Here is a 15,241-nt window from a genome sequence, read left to right on the forward strand (position 1 = left end):
GAGCAAGCTCGCTCCCACATTGGATTGGGGTGGATGAAAAATTTGTATGCGCAGCACATCCCTGTGGGAGCGAGCTTGCTCGCGATGGCGGCCTCAAGTACACCGAAAACATGCCAGAAAAAATGGAGATCCCCATGAACGCAGCCACCGACGTCCTGCAATCCACCCACCAGCACATCAACCGCGACCGCCTCTGGCAATCACTCATGGACCTGGCCCAGCTCGGCGCCACGGTCAAGGGCGGTGTGTGCCGGCTGGCCCTGACCGACCTCGATCGCCAGGCCCGCGACTTGTTCGTGCAATGGACCGAAGCGGCAGGGTGTACGGTCAGCATCGATGCGGTAGGCAATATCTTCGCCCGGCGCCCGGGGCGCAATCCGAACCTGCCGCCAGTGATGACCGGCAGCCACATCGACACCCAGCCTACCGGCGGCAAGTTCGACGGCTGCTTCGGCGTATTGTCCGGGCTGGAGGTGCTGCGCACCCTCAACGACTTGGGCATCGAGACCGAGGCACCCTTGGAAGTGGTGGTCTGGACCAACGAAGAAGGCTCACGCTTCGCCCCGTGCATGATGGGCTCCGGGGTGTTCGCCGAGAAATTCACCCTCGAAGAAACCCTCGCCAAGACCGACGCCGAAGGCATCACGGTGGGCCAGGCGCTGAACGCCATCGGTTACGCCGGCTCCCGGCAAGTGAGTGGTCATCCGGTGGGCGCGTATTTCGAGGCCCACATCGAGCAGGGGCCGATCCTCGAAGACGAGGGCAAGACCATCGGCGTGGTGATGGGCGCCCTCGGGCAGAAATGGTTCGACCTGACCCTGCGCGGCGTCGAGGCCCACGCCGGCCCCACGCCGATGCACCTGCGCAAGGACGCCCTGGTGGGCGCCTCGATCATCGTCGGTGCCGTCAACCGCGCCGCCCTCGGTCATCAACCCCACGCCTGCGGCACGGTCGGTTGCCTGCAAGCCTATCCGGGGTCGCGCAATGTCATTCCTGGCGAGGTGCGCATGACCCTGGACTTCCGTCACCTGGAACCGGCGCGCCTGGATTCGATGATCGCCGAGGTCAAGCAAGTGATCGAAGACACGTGTCGGCAGCACGGCCTGACCTTCGATTTGAAACCCACGGCAGACTTCCCGCCGCTGTATTTCGATCCGGGCTGCGTCGAGGCGGTGCGCGGCGCTGCACAAGGGCTAGGAATGTCGCACCTGGACATTGTCAGCGGCGCCGGCCATGACGCGATTTTCCTCGCGGAACTGGGCCCCGCCGGCATGATCTTCGTGCCCTGCGAAGGCGGCATCAGCCACAACGAAATCGAAAACGCCGCCCCCGACGACCTCGCCGCCGGCTGCGCCGTGCTGCTGCGCGCCATGCTGGCCGCCTCCCAGGCGATCGCCGAGGGGCGCATGGCGGCTTGAGGCTGGCGCACTATCCCAGAGCCATGTGGTCGTAACCTTCAACGCATCCATGCCTGAACGTGACGACCCATGGAGACCCAATGAATCAGGATGTCCCGAACACCGACACCAATCGCCGCCAGTTGCTGCAGATCATCGCCGGGCTGTCCGACGGCGTCATACTCGTCGAGGTCGACCAGACCATTGCCTGGGCCAACGAGGCTGCGCTGACCATGCATGGTGTCCAGGAACTGAGGGAACTGGGCACCAATGCCAAGGAATATGCCCGGCGTTTCAACTTGCGCTATCGTAATAATCATCCGCTGCCTGAAGAAAACTATCCCATCGCCCGCGTGGCCCGTGGTGATGAGTTCAGTGACGTGCTGGTGGAAGTCACGCCAGTGGCCGACCCCGATCGAACCTGGGTGCACCGCATCCGCAGCATGGTCCTGGCCGACCGCGCCGGCGAGCCGGAGTACCTGGTGCTGATTCTCAGCGATGCCACCGAGTGGGCCAGCGCCGAGCAGCGTTTCGAGAGAACCTTCGCCGCCAACCCGGCGCCCGCGGTGATCTGCCGTCTCAGCGACTTGCGCTACATCAAGGTCAATCCCGGCTTCCTGGAAATGACCGGCTACAGCCGCGAGCAGGTGATCGGCCGTTCGGTGTACGAATTGGATGTGCTGGAGGCCGCCGAGAAGCGCGATCTGGCCATCGAACGACTGGGGCAGGGCGCAACCATTCCGCAAATGCAGGCCGAAATGCGCTTGCCGGACGGTACGAACAAGCAGGTGATCGTCGCCGGACAGCCGCTGGACCTGCACGATCAAGACTGCATGCTGTTCTCGTTCATGGACATGGAGCCGCGGCGCAAGGCCGAAACCGCGCTGCGCCAGAGCGAGGAGCGCTTCGCCAAGTCATTCCGCCTGTCCCCGGTGCCGACCTTGATTTGCAGCGGCGAGTTGCAACTGTTGGAAATCAACGAAGCCTTCCTCCAGGCGACCGGTTACGCCAGCGAGGAACTGCTGGGCAAGACCGTGGACGAAATCGGCTTCCTGGACAAGGAGGCGAGCGCTGCGTTGTTTGCCCGGCTCGAGAAAGCTGCCGTCGTGTCCAGCGTCGATGTCAAGGTACACAAGAAAGGCGGCGAGCAGATCGATTGCGAAGTGGCCGCCGATACCGTGGCAATCCAGGACAAACCCTGCTATTTGCTGGTGCTGATGAACATCACCGAACGCAAGCGCTCGGAGCTGGAGTTGGTGGCGGCCATTGAGGAAGTGATGAAGGACGCCTCGTGGTTCAGCCGGACCCTGATCGAAAAACTGGCGAATGTGAAAAGCATCAACGCGCAATCACCCTCGACGTCGTTCACCGAACTGACGGCCCGGGAGCGTGATGTATTGGGGCTGATTTGCGAAGGCCTGGCCGACAAGGAAATTGCCGCGCGCTTGAAATTGGCCCCCAACACCGTGCGCAATCATGTGGCGACGCTGTATTCGAAACTGGACGTTCACAGCCGCAGCGAAGCGATCGTCTGGGCCCGGGAGCGGGGTCTTTTCGGGAACGAATGGCGGATGAAGGCACCATGATAGCTAGTGCATATGCACCTGGCATTCTGGTGCAAATTCGGGTTCTACCCAGGCGGTTACGTCCCTAGGCTGGTGGGGTGCGACATTTGTTGTAGGTGTCGCGTCCCCACGAAACAGTCAAGGAATACGTCACGATGTGCAGCAAACCCTTCAAAAGTGAGATCGACAGGACGTCTGCGGGAGCCAGGAGGCCGGAACGATTTTCCGGCCATTTGCGACTTCGAAGCTGAGGTGCGACCCATGACTCACCTGGCTCCGTTACGCGCCCGTCTCGAGAACAGTTTTGCGCCGCTGTCCTGCGACTGCAGCCTCAATGGCGACGGCACGCTCACCATTCGTTTGTATCACCAGGAAAGCGGCGAGGTCGACCTGGTGGTCAGCGGCATGAGCGTCGACAGCGTCCGCTCTGAAGAAAGTCTGGAAAAGCTGATCGATGAGTTGCGCTATGAGCTGCATAACACACCGTTGCATCGCAGTGATCCTGCCTGACTCCAAGGTCGACGGGAGTTAGTTGTGGCGAGGGGATTTATCCCCGCTCGAGTGCGAAGCGCTCGCCATTTGCTAGCGTTGCATCGATACGGGGCCTGCTGCGCAGCCCAGCGGGGCGGTGCGACGTTTCACTAAATCCCCTCGCCACAGGAAAGCAGTTCTCCAAGCAGATCAACGTTCTTACAACAACGTCGCCCGACAATCGAGCACCAACCGCGCGCCCCCCGACTCGCTGCGATCCACCTCCAGCGTAAACCCGTGCAGGCTGACAATCGCGGCGACGATCGACAGGCCGAGGCCGAATCCGCCGTGTTGGCTGCTGCCCTCGGCGCGATAGAAGCGTCGAAACACCGCCTTGCGTTCGGCCTCGGGGATGCCGGGGCCGGAGTCGAGCACTTCGATGCGGGTGCTGTCGCCCTGGTCCACGCCCCGCAGGATCACTTCGCCGCCCGGCGGGGTGAATTTGATCGAGTTGCTCAGCAGATTCGACACCGCTTCGAACAGCAGTGCCCGGTCGCCGTTGAGCAGGGGTAGGGCGTCGGGCACTTCCAGGGTGAAGACTAGCTCGCGCTCTTCCGCCAAGGGCAGATAGAAATCATGCAATTCCTGCAGTAGCTGCAACGGATCGAGGCGCACGAAACCTGAGCGGCGTTGCTGGTCCTCCAGTTCCGAAATCCTCAACAGACCACGAAACCGCGCCATCAGCGTATCGGTCTCGGCGATCACCTGATCCATCTGCAACGCTTCGGGGGAGCCGTCGGCGGCTTCCTGCTGGATGCGATAGAGCTGCGCGCGCAGGCGGGTGAGCGGGGTGCGTAAATCGTGGGCGATGTTGTCGCACACGCCCTTGACCTCGTTCATCAGCCGTTCGATGCGGTCGAGCATGGCATTGACGATCGCTGCCAGCATGTCCAGTTCATCGCGCCGGCTCGACAGCGGCAGGCGATGGGTCAGGTCGCCGGCGACGATGGCTTCGGCACTGGCCTGCAGTTTGCGAATGCGCTGCAACGGTCGGCGGCGCAACAGGTGCCAGCCAGCGATGCCCGGCAGGATGGTCAGCGAGACGCCCCAGAACAGCGCGTGCAGGATGATGCGCGTGACGGCGAACAGCGAACCGTTGTCCCGGGCCAGTACCAGCCAGCGGCCGTCCTGGGTCCGGGACGCCACGGCATCGCAACTGTCGGAAGGCACGTCCGGATCGTCGGAATCCACGCAGCCGCCGAGCATGTGGATCTTGCCGTCGAGCGGCAGGTCGGCGGGGATTCGCTGGATCGGCCCGCTCAGGTGACGCAGTTGCGGGTCGAACAGGCCATAGGCGTCGACGCCGCGTTCGTCCAGGGTCAGGCTGGCCATCAGCGCGTCTTCCAACTGATCGCCGTGGATGCGCGCGAACAAATGCTGGCGCTGCATCAGGGAGTGCTTGGCGAGGCTGTCGAGGTAGCCGAATACCTCGTAGTACATCACCCCCATCAGGATCGCGCTCCAGAGCACGAACAGCGAACTGTACAGCGCCAGCAGGCGGCTGCTGGAGGAGCGCCAGCCCTTAGCGGGGTTCAGCAATGACATAGCCGGAACCCCGTACCGTGCGAATCAGCGGTTCCAGGCCCGGCGGGTCGATTTTCTTGCGCAGGCGGCCGATGTGGACGTCGATCAGGTTGGTGCCGGGGTCGAAGTGATAACCCCAGACTTCCTCGAAAATCATCATGCGCGAGAGGATCTGCCCGCTGTTGCGCATCAGGAATTCCAGCAGTTTGTATTCGGTGGGCAGCAGGCTCAGCAACTGCCCGTTGCGGCTGGCTTCGCGGCTGATCAGGTTGAGCTCCAGGTCCGCTACCCGCAAGGCGGTTTCCGGTTCACGGGCGCCGTTGTTGCGTCGCAGCAGCACTTCGACCCGGGCGGCCATTTCGTCGGTGGCGAACGGTTTGGTCAGGTAATCGTCGCCGCCTGCCCGTAGACCACGGACCCGCTCATCGACATCGGAGAGGGCGCTGATCATCAGGATCGGCGTGGCGACGCCCATGCTTCGCAGTTGTGTGACGATCACCAAGCCGTCGAGCTCGGGCAGCATGCGGTCCAGGGTAATCAGGTCGTAGTCGCCGCTGACGGCACGTTCCAGGCCCTCGCGGCCGTTGTCGACCCAGTCGACATCCAGGCCGTTGCGGGTCAGTTCGGCGACGATCTCACGGGCGGTCACGGCGTCGTCTTCGATGGTCAGGATGCGGTTCATGGGCAGTACCGTGTGGGGAAGTTGGAGCGACTGCGCTGCATTTTGCCAAAGAATACCTGTCGGCTTTCTGAAAAAAAGTTCATCAGGCGCCAGCCTGCGCATTCAGTGGCCTGGATCAATACTTCGTCACAAATATTCCCTAACATCATTGCCCTGCGCACCATCATGCTGCGCCCGCTGCCCTGTTCTGGCGCGCTGTCGCCGATGGGCATTGACGCAAGGCAAAGAGTGGCGTGCCGCAAGGAGCCGGGACCGACTGAACTTTCAAGGAAGAGCTGCATGATGCAACCTCAAGACCCCATACACCGACCATTTGATATCCAACCCCTGGAACAGGCCGACATGACCGTGCACCTGGACGGCCAGGCTGTCAACGCCGCCCAGGGCGAAACCGTGCTCACGGTCATCCAGGCGCTGGGCCAGCGCCAGGTCGCGCGCAACGATCATGACCAGATCAGCGGTGCCTATTGCGGCATGGGCGTGTGCCAATGCTGCCTGGTCAAGATCGACGGTCGCCACAAGCGCCGCGCCTGCCAGACCCTGGTGCGACCCGGCATGCACATCGAGACCCGGACCAACCGCATTGCCGAAACGGAGGCGCCATGAACCACGATCCGGTGATTGTCGGCGGCGGCCCGGCAGGTATGGCGGCGGCCATTGAGCTGGCCGCCCATGGCGTGCGCTGCAGCTTGCTCGAAGAGGCGCCGCGCCTGGGTGGAGTGGTGTATCGCGGCCCTTTGCGCGATGGGGTACGCCTGGATTACCTGGGGCCGCGCTACAGCGAAGCCCTGGAAAAACTCCACGGTGAATTCCAGCGCCATGCCGGCCTGATCGACGTACGACTGGGCAGTCGGGTCATCGGCGCCGAAGGGTTCCGGGCCCTGATGCTGCTGGATACCGACGAGCGCTTGCGCGAGGTTGCCTACTCCCAACTGATCCTCGCGGCCGGTTGCCATGAACGCAGCGTGCCGTTTCCTGGCTGGACGTTGCCGGGTGTGATGATGCTCGGTGGCTTGCAATTGCAAATCAAGAGCGGCGTGGTCAGGCCACCAAGCCCGGTGGTGATTGCCGGCACGGGGCCGCTGCTGCCTCTGGTGGCCTGCCAACTTCACGCCTCGGGGGTCACCGTGGCGGGCGTCTACGAGGCCTGTGCGTTTGGCCGGATCGCCAAGGAGAGCCTGGCGTTGCTGAACAAGCCGCAACTGTTCCTCGATGGCCTGGGCATGCTCGCGTACCTCAAGCGGCATCGCATTCCGGTGCGTTATGGCTGGGGTGTGGTGCGTGCCGAGGGCGAGGGCGAGTTGGGCAGTGTGACCGTCGCGCCGTATTCCGCCGATTGGGCGCCGGACCTTCCGCGCGCCCAACAGGTGCCGGCCCAGACGCTGGCGGTCGGCTACGGTTTTATCCCCCGCACCCAGTTGAGCCAGCAGATGGGCCTGGAGCATGGCTTCAGCGATGACGGTTATCTGCGGGCAGTGTCCGATGCCTGGCAACGCGGCAGCGAGGCACATGTTCATCTGGCCGGTGACATGGGCGGGATTCGCGGAGGTGAAGCCGCCATGCTGAGCGGGCGTATTGCCGCGCTGTCAGTGCTGATGCAACGCAATGTCCTGGATGAGCCGGCAGCCCTGGAGCGGCGTGGGCGCTATCAGGCCCGACTGGAGCGGATCATTCGCTTTCGCGCCGCCGTCGATCGCTATACCCGGCGCGGGGCGGGCCAGACTGCGCTGCCCACTGCCGAGACGGTGATCTGCCGCTGCGAGCATGCCACCCGTGCCGACATCGACCGGGCCCTGGAGCAGGGTGTGCAGGACATGGCCAGCCTGAAAATGCGCACCCGCGTCAGCATGGGTGATTGCCAGGGGCGCATGTGCGTCGGTTACTGCAGCGACCGGTTGCGCGAGGCCACCGGACGCGCCGATGTGGGCTGGTTGCGGCCGCGGTTTCCGATCGATCCGATTCCATTTTCAGCCTTTCAGAATGTCGGCACGGAGGCCGCTTCCCATGACTAAGCACTATGACGTGGTGATTGCCGGCGGCGGCGTGATTGGCGCTTCCTGTGCCTATCAGCTGTCCAAACGCAGCCATTTGAAGATCGCCCTGATCGACGCCAAGCGTCCCGGCAACGCTACCCGTGCGTCGGCGGGCGGCTTGTGGGCCATCGGCGAGTCAGTGGGCCTGGGCTGCGGGGTGATTTTCTTCCGCATGATGTCGGCCAATCGCAAGCGCCAGGCCCAGGGCGCCGCCGTGGCGGTGGATGCGAGTACGCCACACATCCTGCCCGACTCGTTTTTCCAGTTCGCCTTGCAGTCCAACGCGATGTACCCGCAACTGCATCGCGAGTTGCTTGAGCGCCACGGCATGGATTTCAAGTTCGAAGAGACCGGGCTGAAGTTCGTGATCTATGACGATGAGGACCGCTTGTACGCCGAGCACATCGCCGCCTCCATTCCCCATCTGGCCGATCAGGTGCGTTGGCTCGACCAGGCGGCCTTGCGCGAGGCAGAGCCAAATGTGAGCCATGAGGCCCTCGGCGCGCTGGAGTTTCTCTGCGATCACCAGGTCAGCCCGTTCCGCCTCGCCGACGCCTACACCGAGGGCGCGCGGCAGAACGGCGTCGACCTGTACTTCAACACCCACGTGACTGAAGTCTTGCGCAGCGGCACGCGGGTGACCGGCGTACAAACCGCCGAAGCCGGAACGTTCAATTGCCGGATTCTGATCAATGCCGCCGGCGCCTGGGCGGCGGACCTCAGCGAGCAGGCCACGGGCGTGCGGATTCCGGTCAAGCCGGTCAAGGGCCAGATCCTGTTGACCGAACGCATGCCTAAGATCCTCAACGGCTGCCTGACCACCAGCGATTGTTATGTGGCGCAGAAAGACAACGGCGAAATCCTGATTGGCAGCACCACGGAGGACAAGGGGTTCGACGTGACCACCACTTACCCGGAGATCGAAGGGCTGGTGCAAGGCGCGATGCGTTGTATTCCGCAACTGGCCGACATCAATCTCAAACGCACCTGGGCCGGCCTGCGTCCCGGCTCACCCGACGAGCTGCCGATCCTAGGGCCGATGCGCGGCGTGGAGGGCTACCTCAACGCCTGCGGACATTTCCGCACCGGCATCCTCACCTCGGCCATTACCGGGGTGTTACTGGATAAACTGGTCAATGATGAGCCGTTGCCGCTGGACATCACGCCGTTCCTCGCGGACCGATTCGAGGTGGCGCCGATTGCAGAACCAAGGGAAATGGAACCGGTCTGAGCAAATCCTGTGATCAACCGGTCCCCTGTGGGAGCGAGCTTGCTCCGGGCGGCGATCCGACGATAGCGTCCGTTCAGCCAATATCAATGGTGATTGATACGCCGCCATCGCGAGCAGGCTCGCTCCCACACCGTTCTCGGCTGTCCGCGGAATTTCGTTCGCCAAAGAAGCTGTGGGAGCGAGCTTGCTCGCGAAGGCGTCATGTCAGTCGGCATCCATGGTGACTGATGCACCGCTTTCGCGAGCAGGCTCGCTCCCACACCGTTCTCGGCTGTCCGCGGAATTTCGTTCGCCAAAGAAGCTGTGGGAGCGAGCTTGCTCGCGAAGGCGTCATGTCAGTCGGCATCCATGGTGACTGATGCACCGCTTTCGCGAGCAAACTGAACTCCCACACCGTTCTCGGCTGTCCGCGGAATTTCGTTCGCCAAAGAACCTGTGGGAGCGAGCTTGCTCGCGAAGGCGTCATATCAGTCGGCATCCATGGTGACTGATGCACCGCTTTCGCGAGCAGGCTCGCTCCCACACGGGAATGTATCCAGCCGGTTATTCCACCGGTGTGCTGAGGAACGCTTCCAGTTCTTCGGCGTAGGCGGTGAATGCGCTGATCTGCGGGAAGGCTTTGCCTTCGACCTGGTCCGCGACCAGGAGGTTGGTGAAGGTCCAAGCCACGGCGACGGTAATGCCGGCCTGGTCGATGGAGCCATCGGTGGGCAATGGCTGTTTTGCCAGCGCTTGCTCCAACCCGCCGTATGCCGCCAGCAGTTGGCCGGAGATCCGCTCGAGCCACGGACCGTGCTGGATTTCCGTCGGCCGCAGGGTACGTTCGTAGTAGATCTGCACCGACTTCTCGCACGCCGCCAACGCCAATCCGATCAGTTGCAACGAGCGCAGCCGTTGTTCCGGACCGTTCGGCATCAGGCTGCGCGTTGGCCCGGCCAGGGCCTCCAGGTAATCGATGATCAAGGTGGAATCCATCAACACCGAGCCATCATCCAAGACCAGGGTCGGTGCCTTGACCACCGGGTTGATGCTCTGGAAGTGCTCGAATTGCCTGAACACCGACACCGATTCGTGTTCCAGGGCGATCCCCAGGCGTTTGGCGGAAATGGCGACGCGGCGTACATAGGGCGAGTCCAACATGCCGATCAGTTTCATGGCTTCTCCTTCAGCGGTTTTCAGGTCGGGCATCAATCCTCGAAGCCGACCTGTTCATGGATTTCATCAACCTTGAGTTCAAGGCGATAGGCCACGGCGATGAACAACGCCTGGCACAGGCACAGCGTGGCGCTCAACGAGCGGAACGCGAACGAGCTGCCTTCGTTGACCAGCAGCACCGCGTTGGCCCGCTTGGCCAGCGGCGACAGGTTGCTGTCGGTGATGATCAGCGTCTTGGCCTGGTGATGCTGGGCAATGCGCAGGCAATGCTGGGTTTCCTTGCCGTAGGGCGTGAAGCTGATGGCGATGACCAGGTCATTGGCCCGCACGCTGCGCATCTGCTCGCGATAACTGCCGCCCAGGCCGGACACCAGGTGAATGCGCTTGTTGGTGTGTTGCAGGTTGTAGACCAGGTAGTCGGCCACCGCGAATGAACGCCGCACGCCGACCACATAGATATTGTCGGCATTGACCACCAGGTCCACGGCTTTTTCGAACGCCTCGTCGTCCAGTTCCAGCCCCAGGCGCTCGATACCTGACAGGGTCGCGTTGACGCATTCACGGGCCAGGTCGCCGGCGCTGGCCTTCTGCGATTTGTTGGCGATCATGCTGCGGATGCGCTGCTGGTAGTTCTGCACCGGCGTGGTCTTGTGGGTATAGGCCTCGCGGAACAAGGCCTGCATTTCGCTGAACCCGCTGAAGCCGAAGCGCTGGGAGAACCGTACGATGGCCGAAGGGTGGACTTCGCATTCCCGGGCGATGTCGCTGATGCGATCCACCATGATCCGGTCGCTTTGCTGGCTCATGTAGCTGGCGATGCGCTTGAGCTGGCGCGGCAGGCTTTCGTATTCCTCGGTGATCAGTTGCAGCAGACGCTCGGCGTTGATCGGTGGGCTGGGGAGGGCGGCTTCGGACGCGCTCTCGGACGGCGCCGGCAGATCGGGGCGGGTCATAGGAAATCCTTCTGGCTTGTTCTTATAGGGCAGCCCGCGGAAACGGGCCGCCCTCGACAATAGGTTGGCTGGTCGCAGTCTACAGCGTAGGCGCCGGGAAAATCATGGTTGAGCGAAGTTGTCGCGCCTGCTGAAACGATGCACTGCGTCTGGCCCGGTTGAGCAGTAGCATATTGGAAAAAATATTCCACGATAAAAATTTATGGAAAAAATATTGATTATTGGCGCTGGCTCGTTTTAGTCTGCATCCACCAAAGCGCTGATGTCGGTTCCGACGACCAGCGCAGGCTGATAAAAATAACAGGAGCCAGCATGGGCCAGACTCGTTTTGCCAGTGGGCGTCAATTGGATGTGATCTGCCTGGGACGCCTGGGCGTCGATCTTTACGCGCAGCAAGTCGGCGCGCGCCTGGAAGATGTTTCAAGCTTCGCCAAATACCTGGGCGGATCATCGGCCAACATCGCCTTCGGCACGGCTCGCCTGGGCCTCCGGTCGGCGATGCTGAGCCGGGTCGGCGACGATCACATGGGGCGCTTCCTGGTGGAGTCCCTGGCGCGCGAAGGGTGTGACGTCAGCGGGATCAAGGTCGATCCTGAGCGACTCACCGCCATGGTCCTGCTGGGCATCAAGGATCGCGAGACCTTTCCCCTGGTGTTCTACCGGGAAAACTGCGCCGACATGGCGCTGCGGGCCGAAGACATCGACGAAGCCTTCATCGCCTCCAGCAAGGCGCTGCTGATCACCGGCACCCATTTCTCCACCGAAGGCGTCTACAACGCGAGCGTCCAGGCGCTCGATCATGCGCAAAAACACAACGTCAAGTGTGTCCTCGACATCGATTACCGCCCGGTCCTCTGGGGCCTGGCAGGCAAGGCCGATGGCGAAACCCGTTTCGTCGCCGATCGTAAAGTCAGCCAGCACGTGCAAGGGATCCTGCCGCGTTTCGACCTGATCGTCGGCACCGAAGAAGAATTCCTGATTGCCGGTGGCAGCGAAGATCTGTTGACCGCGCTGCGGACGGTGCGCGCGCTGACGACCGCAACCCTCGTGGTCAAGCTCGGCCCGCAAGGGTGCACGGTGATCCACGGTGATATTCCAAGCCGCTTGGAGGACGGCGCCCTTTACCCTGGCGTGCGGGTCGAAGTCCTGAATGTGTTGGGCGCAGGCGATGCGTTCATGTCGGGTTTCCTCGCCGGTTGGCTGGAAGACGCCAGTGATGAGCGCTGCTGCCAATTGGCCAACGCCTGTGGCGGCCTGGTGGTGTCGCGCCATGCGTGCGCCCCGGCGATGCCGACCCGGGCCGAGCTCGATTATCTGTTCAAGAGCCCGGTGCCCATTACCCGACCGGACCAGGATGCCGTGCTTCAACGGCTGCATCAGGTCAGCGTGCCGCGCAAGGCTTGGAAACAGCTGTTCATCTTTGCCTTCGATCATCGCTGGCAGTTGGTGGAGCTGGCGCAGAAGGGCGGTCGTGAGCTGAGCAGCATCGGCGAGCTCAAGCAATTGTTCATCCAGGCGGTGGAGCGGGTCGAAGCCGACCTGCAACGCCAGGGCATCGACGCCGATGTCGGGCTGCTGGCCGATCAGCGTTTCGGCCAGGATTCGCTCAACGCGGCCACCGGACGTGGCTGGTGGGTGGCGCGGCCCGTGGAGGTGCAGGGCTCGCGACCGCTGGCGTTCGAGCATGGGCGCTCCATCGGCAGCAACCTGATCGCCTGGCCGCAGGAACAGATCATCAAATGCCTGGTGCAATTTCACCCCGACGACGAGCCGCTGCTGCGCCTGGAACAGGAGGCGCAGTTGATGGGCTTGTATAAGGCGTCCCAGGCCAGCGGTCATGAGTTGCTGCTGGAAGTCATCCCGCCGAAGGATCATCCATCGGCCCATCCGGACGTGCTTTATCGCGCCCTCAAGCGCCTCTACAACCTCGGAATTTTCCCGGCGTGGTGGAAGATCGAAGCGCAGACAGCCGAAGAGTGGAAGCAGCTCGACGAGTTGATCCAGCAACGCGACCCGTACTGTCGTGGCGTGGTGCTGCTGGGCCTCAATGCCCCGGCCTCCGCGTTGGCCGAGGGCTTCCGCCAGGCCAGCCAAAGCACCACCTGCCGGGGGTTTGCCGTGGGCCGGACGATCTTCCAGGAACCGAGCCGGGCCTGGTTGGCCGGGGAAATCGATGATGAAACGTTGATCCGGGACGTGCAGGGGCGGTTTGTGGAGTTGATCGAGGCGTGGCGTGCTGCACGGGCCTGAAGGGTGTTGTGCCGGCTTTTGTGGCGAGGGGATTTATCCCCGCTGGGCTGCGAAGCGGCCCCAAAACCGGCAACTCGGTGTGTCAGGCAACTTGCATTAAGTCTTTAAGGGGCCGCTTCGCGACCCAGCGGGGATAAATCCCCTCGCCACAATAAGTATTCCAAACGATTTTCGTTATTCAGTTTGAAAAACAATAAAAGGTGCAGCCATGCCCGCAATCCGAATTGGCATCAACCCGATTTCCTGGAGCAACGACGACTTGCCATCCCTCGGCGGCGAAACGCCCTTGAGCACGGCGTTGAGCGAAGGCAAGGAAATCGGCTACGAAGGTTTCGAGCTCAATGGTAAGTTTCCCAAGGACGCCAAGGGCGTCGGCGACGTGCTGCGCCCGTATGACCTGGCGCTGGTGTCCGGCTGGTATTCCAGTCGCCTGGCGCGGCGTTCGGCCGCCGAGGAGATCGACGCCATCGCCAGCCATGTCGAGCTGTTGGCGCAGAACGGCGCGACGGTGCTGGTCTATGGCGAGGTGGCGGACTCGATCCAGGGCCAGCGCATCCCGCTGATCGAACGCCCGCGCTTCCACACTGACGAAGCCTGGCAAGCCTACGCCGACAAGGTCACCGAACTGGCGCGCTTCACGCTGTCCCAAGGCGTGCGCCTGGCGTATCACCACCACATGGGCGCCTACGTCGAGTCGCCATCGGACATCGACAAGTTGATGGCCCTGACCGGCAGCGAAGTGGGCCTGTTGTTCGACTCGGGCCATTGCTACATGGGCGGCGGCGAGCCGTTGCAAGTCCTGCGCAAGCACATCGAGCGCATCTGCCACGTGCATTTCAAGGACGTGCGCAAACCGGTGGTGCAGTTGGCACGCAACAACCTCTGGAGTTTCCCCGACTGCATCATCAACGGCACCTTCACCGTGCCGGGGGACGGCGACATTGATTTCGCCGCGTTGCTCGATGTCCTGCTCGCCGCCGATTACCACGGCTGGCTCGTGGTGGAAGCCGAGCAGGATCCGGCGGTAGCGCCGAGTTATGTCTACGCCAAGAAGGGCTACGACACCTTGCGTGCCCTGCTGCAAGAGAGGATGCCGGCATGAGCCTGTTGATCAAGAGCAATCCCGGCGGCCAAAAGCTGGTCGAACTGCCCCATGGCGCGTTGGAGTACGTGGGGTTCGCCGCCTACCGCCTGAGCCTCGGCGAAACCCTTCCGGTGATGGCCGGTGACAAGGAATTGTGCGTGGTCCTGCTCAGCGGACGCATCGACCTCAAGGGCGAAGCGCCCGGGCAGGGAGCCTTCAACTGGGACAACCTCGGTGACCGCCAATCGGTGTTCGAGGACAAATCACCCTTCGCGGCGTATCTCCCGCCCGGCAGCCAGGCCCAAGTCACCGCCCTGAACGATGTGCAGGTGGCGGTGTGCGCCGCGCCGGGGGCTGCCCAGCATACTTATGGTCCACGGCTGATCCGTCCGGACAGCATGAAACGCAGCGTGCGCGGCAAGGGCGCCAATACCCGCTACGTCTGCGACATCCTGCCGGACAGCGAACCGGCCCACTCTCTGCTGGTAGTGGAAGTGCGCACACCGTCCGGTCATTCGTCCAGCTACCCGCCGCACAAGCACGACACCGACGACCTGCCGCACCAGAGTTTTCTCGAAGAGACCTATTACCACCAGGTCAACCCGTCCCAGGGCTTCGTGTTCCAGCGGGTCTACACCGACGACCGCAGCATCGACCAGGCCATGGCCGTGGAAAACAGCGACCTGGTGGTGGTACCCAAGGGTTATCACCCGGTCAGCGTGCCTTACGGGTACGAGTCGTATTACCTGAATGTCATGGCCGGTCCGAAGCGGGTCTGGCAGTTCCATAACGACCCGCAGCACAGCTGGCTGCTCGACCTCTGAATTCCAATATTC

General features: G+C 62.6%; 14 protein-coding genes. 9 read left to right on the plus strand and 5 right to left on the minus strand.

Annotated features, from left to right (window positions below):
* Positions 1 to 134 precede the first annotated feature (134 nt).
* The 3 genes from KSS97_RS11925 (at position 135) to KSS97_RS11935 (ending at position 3,472) form a co-directional block, all read left to right on the plus strand.
* On the plus strand, positions 135 to 1,418 hold the full coding sequence (locus tag KSS97_RS11925) for a Zn-dependent hydrolase (protein WP_198797438.1): 1,284 nt from the start codon (positions 135 to 137) through the stop codon (positions 1,416 to 1,418).
* Between the two features lie 80 nt (positions 1,419 to 1,498).
* Complete coding sequence (locus tag KSS97_RS11930) at positions 1,499 to 2,983, plus strand: helix-turn-helix transcriptional regulator (protein ID WP_217861718.1); 1,485 nt, start codon at positions 1,499 to 1,501, stop codon at positions 2,981 to 2,983.
* Positions 2,984 to 3,223: 240 nt separating this feature from the next.
* Positions 3,224 to 3,472 carry a DUF1652 domain-containing protein gene (locus tag KSS97_RS11935; protein WP_217861719.1) on the plus strand — a complete coding sequence of 83 codons (249 nt, stop codon included), beginning with the start codon at positions 3,224 to 3,226 and terminating at the stop codon, positions 3,470 to 3,472.
* A gap of 180 nt (positions 3,473 to 3,652) precedes the next feature.
* Here KSS97_RS11935 and KSS97_RS11940 read toward each other — a convergent pair whose 3' ends face one another.
* From KSS97_RS11940 to KSS97_RS11950, 3 genes are read right to left on the minus strand one after another with little or no spacing between them, the layout of a single operon-like run.
* Entirely contained in the window at positions 3,653 to 5,038 is a 1,386-nt protein-coding gene (locus KSS97_RS11940) for a sensor histidine kinase (RefSeq protein ID WP_030141266.1), read from the minus strand.
* Positions 5,016 to 5,699: a response regulator transcription factor gene (locus KSS97_RS11945; protein WP_030141267.1), complete on the minus strand. Its 684-nt coding sequence runs from the start codon at positions 5,697 to 5,699 to the stop codon at positions 5,016 to 5,018. Before KSS97_RS11945 ends, KSS97_RS11940 begins: the two co-directional genes overlap by 23 nt.
* Positions 5,696 to 5,980 carry a hypothetical protein gene (locus KSS97_RS11950; protein ID WP_217861720.1) on the minus strand — a complete coding sequence of 95 codons (285 nt, stop codon included), beginning with the start codon at positions 5,978 to 5,980 and terminating at the stop codon, positions 5,696 to 5,698. Before KSS97_RS11950 ends, KSS97_RS11945 begins: the two co-directional genes overlap by 4 nt.
* Position 5,981: 1 nt before the next feature.
* Here KSS97_RS11950 and hcnA point away from each other — a divergent pair, with 1 nt between their 5' ends.
* Genes hcnA through hcnC form a run of 3 tightly spaced genes read left to right on the plus strand, consistent with a single transcriptional unit; the run spans position 5,982 to position 8,963 of the window.
* Positions 5,982 to 6,305, plus strand: coding sequence for a cyanide-forming glycine dehydrogenase subunit HcnA (hcnA, locus tag KSS97_RS11955; protein ID WP_030141269.1), 324 nt, complete (start codon positions 5,982 to 5,984; stop codon positions 6,303 to 6,305).
* Positions 6,302 to 7,711 carry a cyanide-forming glycine dehydrogenase subunit HcnB gene (gene hcnB / locus KSS97_RS11960; protein WP_217861721.1) on the plus strand — a complete coding sequence of 470 codons (1,410 nt, stop codon included), beginning with the start codon at positions 6,302 to 6,304 and terminating at the stop codon, positions 7,709 to 7,711. The genes hcnA and hcnB overlap by 4 nt, the downstream gene beginning before the upstream one ends.
* Positions 7,704 to 8,963 carry a cyanide-forming glycine dehydrogenase subunit HcnC gene (gene hcnC, locus KSS97_RS11965; protein WP_030141271.1) on the plus strand — a complete coding sequence of 420 codons (1,260 nt, stop codon included), beginning with the start codon at positions 7,704 to 7,706 and terminating at the stop codon, positions 8,961 to 8,963. Before hcnB ends, hcnC begins: the two co-directional genes overlap by 8 nt.
* A gap of 543 nt (positions 8,964 to 9,506) precedes the next feature.
* On the opposite strand, the gene KSS97_RS11970 is transcribed toward hcnC, so the two are convergent.
* Positions 9,507 to 10,118, minus strand: coding sequence for a glutathione S-transferase (locus tag KSS97_RS11970; protein ID WP_217861722.1), 612 nt, complete (start codon positions 10,116 to 10,118; stop codon positions 9,507 to 9,509).
* A 32-nt stretch (positions 10,119 to 10,150) separates the two neighbouring features.
* Positions 10,151 to 11,071 (minus strand): MurR/RpiR family transcriptional regulator, encoded by a 921-nt coding sequence (locus tag KSS97_RS11975; RefSeq protein ID WP_030141273.1) that lies wholly within the window; start codon positions 11,069 to 11,071, stop codon positions 10,151 to 10,153.
* A 312-nt stretch (positions 11,072 to 11,383) separates the two neighbouring features.
* Between KSS97_RS11975 and KSS97_RS11980 the strand changes: the two genes are divergently transcribed.
* The 3 genes from KSS97_RS11980 to iolB all read left to right on the plus strand — a co-directional run bounded on the left by KSS97_RS11980 (position 11,384) and on the right by iolB (position 15,229).
* Complete coding sequence (locus tag KSS97_RS11980) at positions 11,384 to 13,321, plus strand: bifunctional 5-dehydro-2-deoxygluconokinase/5-dehydro-2-deoxyphosphogluconate aldolase (protein ID WP_217861723.1); 1,938 nt, start codon at positions 11,384 to 11,386, stop codon at positions 13,319 to 13,321.
* A 208-nt stretch (positions 13,322 to 13,529) separates the two neighbouring features.
* Positions 13,530 to 14,423: a myo-inosose-2 dehydratase gene (gene iolE, locus KSS97_RS11985; RefSeq protein ID WP_030141275.1), complete on the plus strand. Its 894-nt coding sequence runs from the start codon at positions 13,530 to 13,532 to the stop codon at positions 14,421 to 14,423.
* Positions 14,420 to 15,229 carry a 5-deoxy-glucuronate isomerase gene (gene iolB / locus KSS97_RS11990; RefSeq protein WP_217861724.1) on the plus strand — a complete coding sequence of 270 codons (810 nt, stop codon included), beginning with the start codon at positions 14,420 to 14,422 and terminating at the stop codon, positions 15,227 to 15,229. The genes iolE and iolB overlap by 4 nt, the downstream gene beginning before the upstream one ends.
* Positions 15,230 to 15,241: the final 12 nt, after the last annotated feature.

This window comes from Pseudomonas alvandae, from assembly GCF_019141525.1.
Lineage (GTDB): Bacteria > Pseudomonadota > Gammaproteobacteria > Pseudomonadales > Pseudomonadaceae > Aquipseudomonas > Aquipseudomonas alvandae.

What these genes read in the sequence shown, in the direction of transcription:
- iolE (WP_030141275.1), top strand. Translation starts at nt 13,530, where the DNA reads ATGCCCGCAATCCGAATTGGCATCAACCCGATTTCCTGGAGCAACGAC.
- KSS97_RS11950 (WP_217861720.1), bottom strand. Translation starts at nt 5,980, where the DNA reads ATGCAGCTCTTCCTTGAAAGTTCAGTCGGTCCCGGCTCCTTGCGGCAC.
- KSS97_RS11945 (WP_030141267.1), bottom strand. Translation starts at nt 5,699, where the DNA reads ATGAACCGCATCCTGACCATCGAAGACGACGCCGTGACCGCCCGTGAG.
- KSS97_RS11970 (WP_217861722.1), bottom strand. Translation starts at nt 10,118, where the DNA reads ATGAAACTGATCGGCATGTTGGACTCGCCCTATGTACGCCGCGTCGCC.
- KSS97_RS11975 (WP_030141273.1), bottom strand. Translation starts at nt 11,071, where the DNA reads ATGACCCGCCCCGATCTGCCGGCGCCGTCCGAGAGCGCGTCCGAAGCC.
- hcnA (WP_030141269.1), top strand. Translation starts at nt 5,982, where the DNA reads ATGCAACCTCAAGACCCCATACACCGACCATTTGATATCCAACCCCTG.
- KSS97_RS11940 (WP_030141266.1), bottom strand. Translation starts at nt 5,038, where the DNA reads ATGTCATTGCTGAACCCCGCTAAGGGCTGGCGCTCCTCCAGCAGCCGC.
- hcnB (WP_217861721.1), top strand. Translation starts at nt 6,302, where the DNA reads ATGAACCACGATCCGGTGATTGTCGGCGGCGGCCCGGCAGGTATGGCG.
- KSS97_RS11980 (WP_217861723.1), top strand. Translation starts at nt 11,384, where the DNA reads ATGGGCCAGACTCGTTTTGCCAGTGGGCGTCAATTGGATGTGATCTGC.
- KSS97_RS11935 (WP_217861719.1), top strand. Translation starts at nt 3,224, where the DNA reads ATGACTCACCTGGCTCCGTTACGCGCCCGTCTCGAGAACAGTTTTGCG.
- KSS97_RS11930 (WP_217861718.1), top strand. Translation starts at nt 1,499, where the DNA reads ATGAATCAGGATGTCCCGAACACCGACACCAATCGCCGCCAGTTGCTG.
- iolB (WP_217861724.1), top strand. Translation starts at nt 14,420, where the DNA reads ATGAGCCTGTTGATCAAGAGCAATCCCGGCGGCCAAAAGCTGGTCGAA.
- KSS97_RS11925 (WP_198797438.1), top strand. Translation starts at nt 135, where the DNA reads ATGAACGCAGCCACCGACGTCCTGCAATCCACCCACCAGCACATCAAC.
- hcnC (WP_030141271.1), top strand. Translation starts at nt 7,704, where the DNA reads ATGACTAAGCACTATGACGTGGTGATTGCCGGCGGCGGCGTGATTGGC.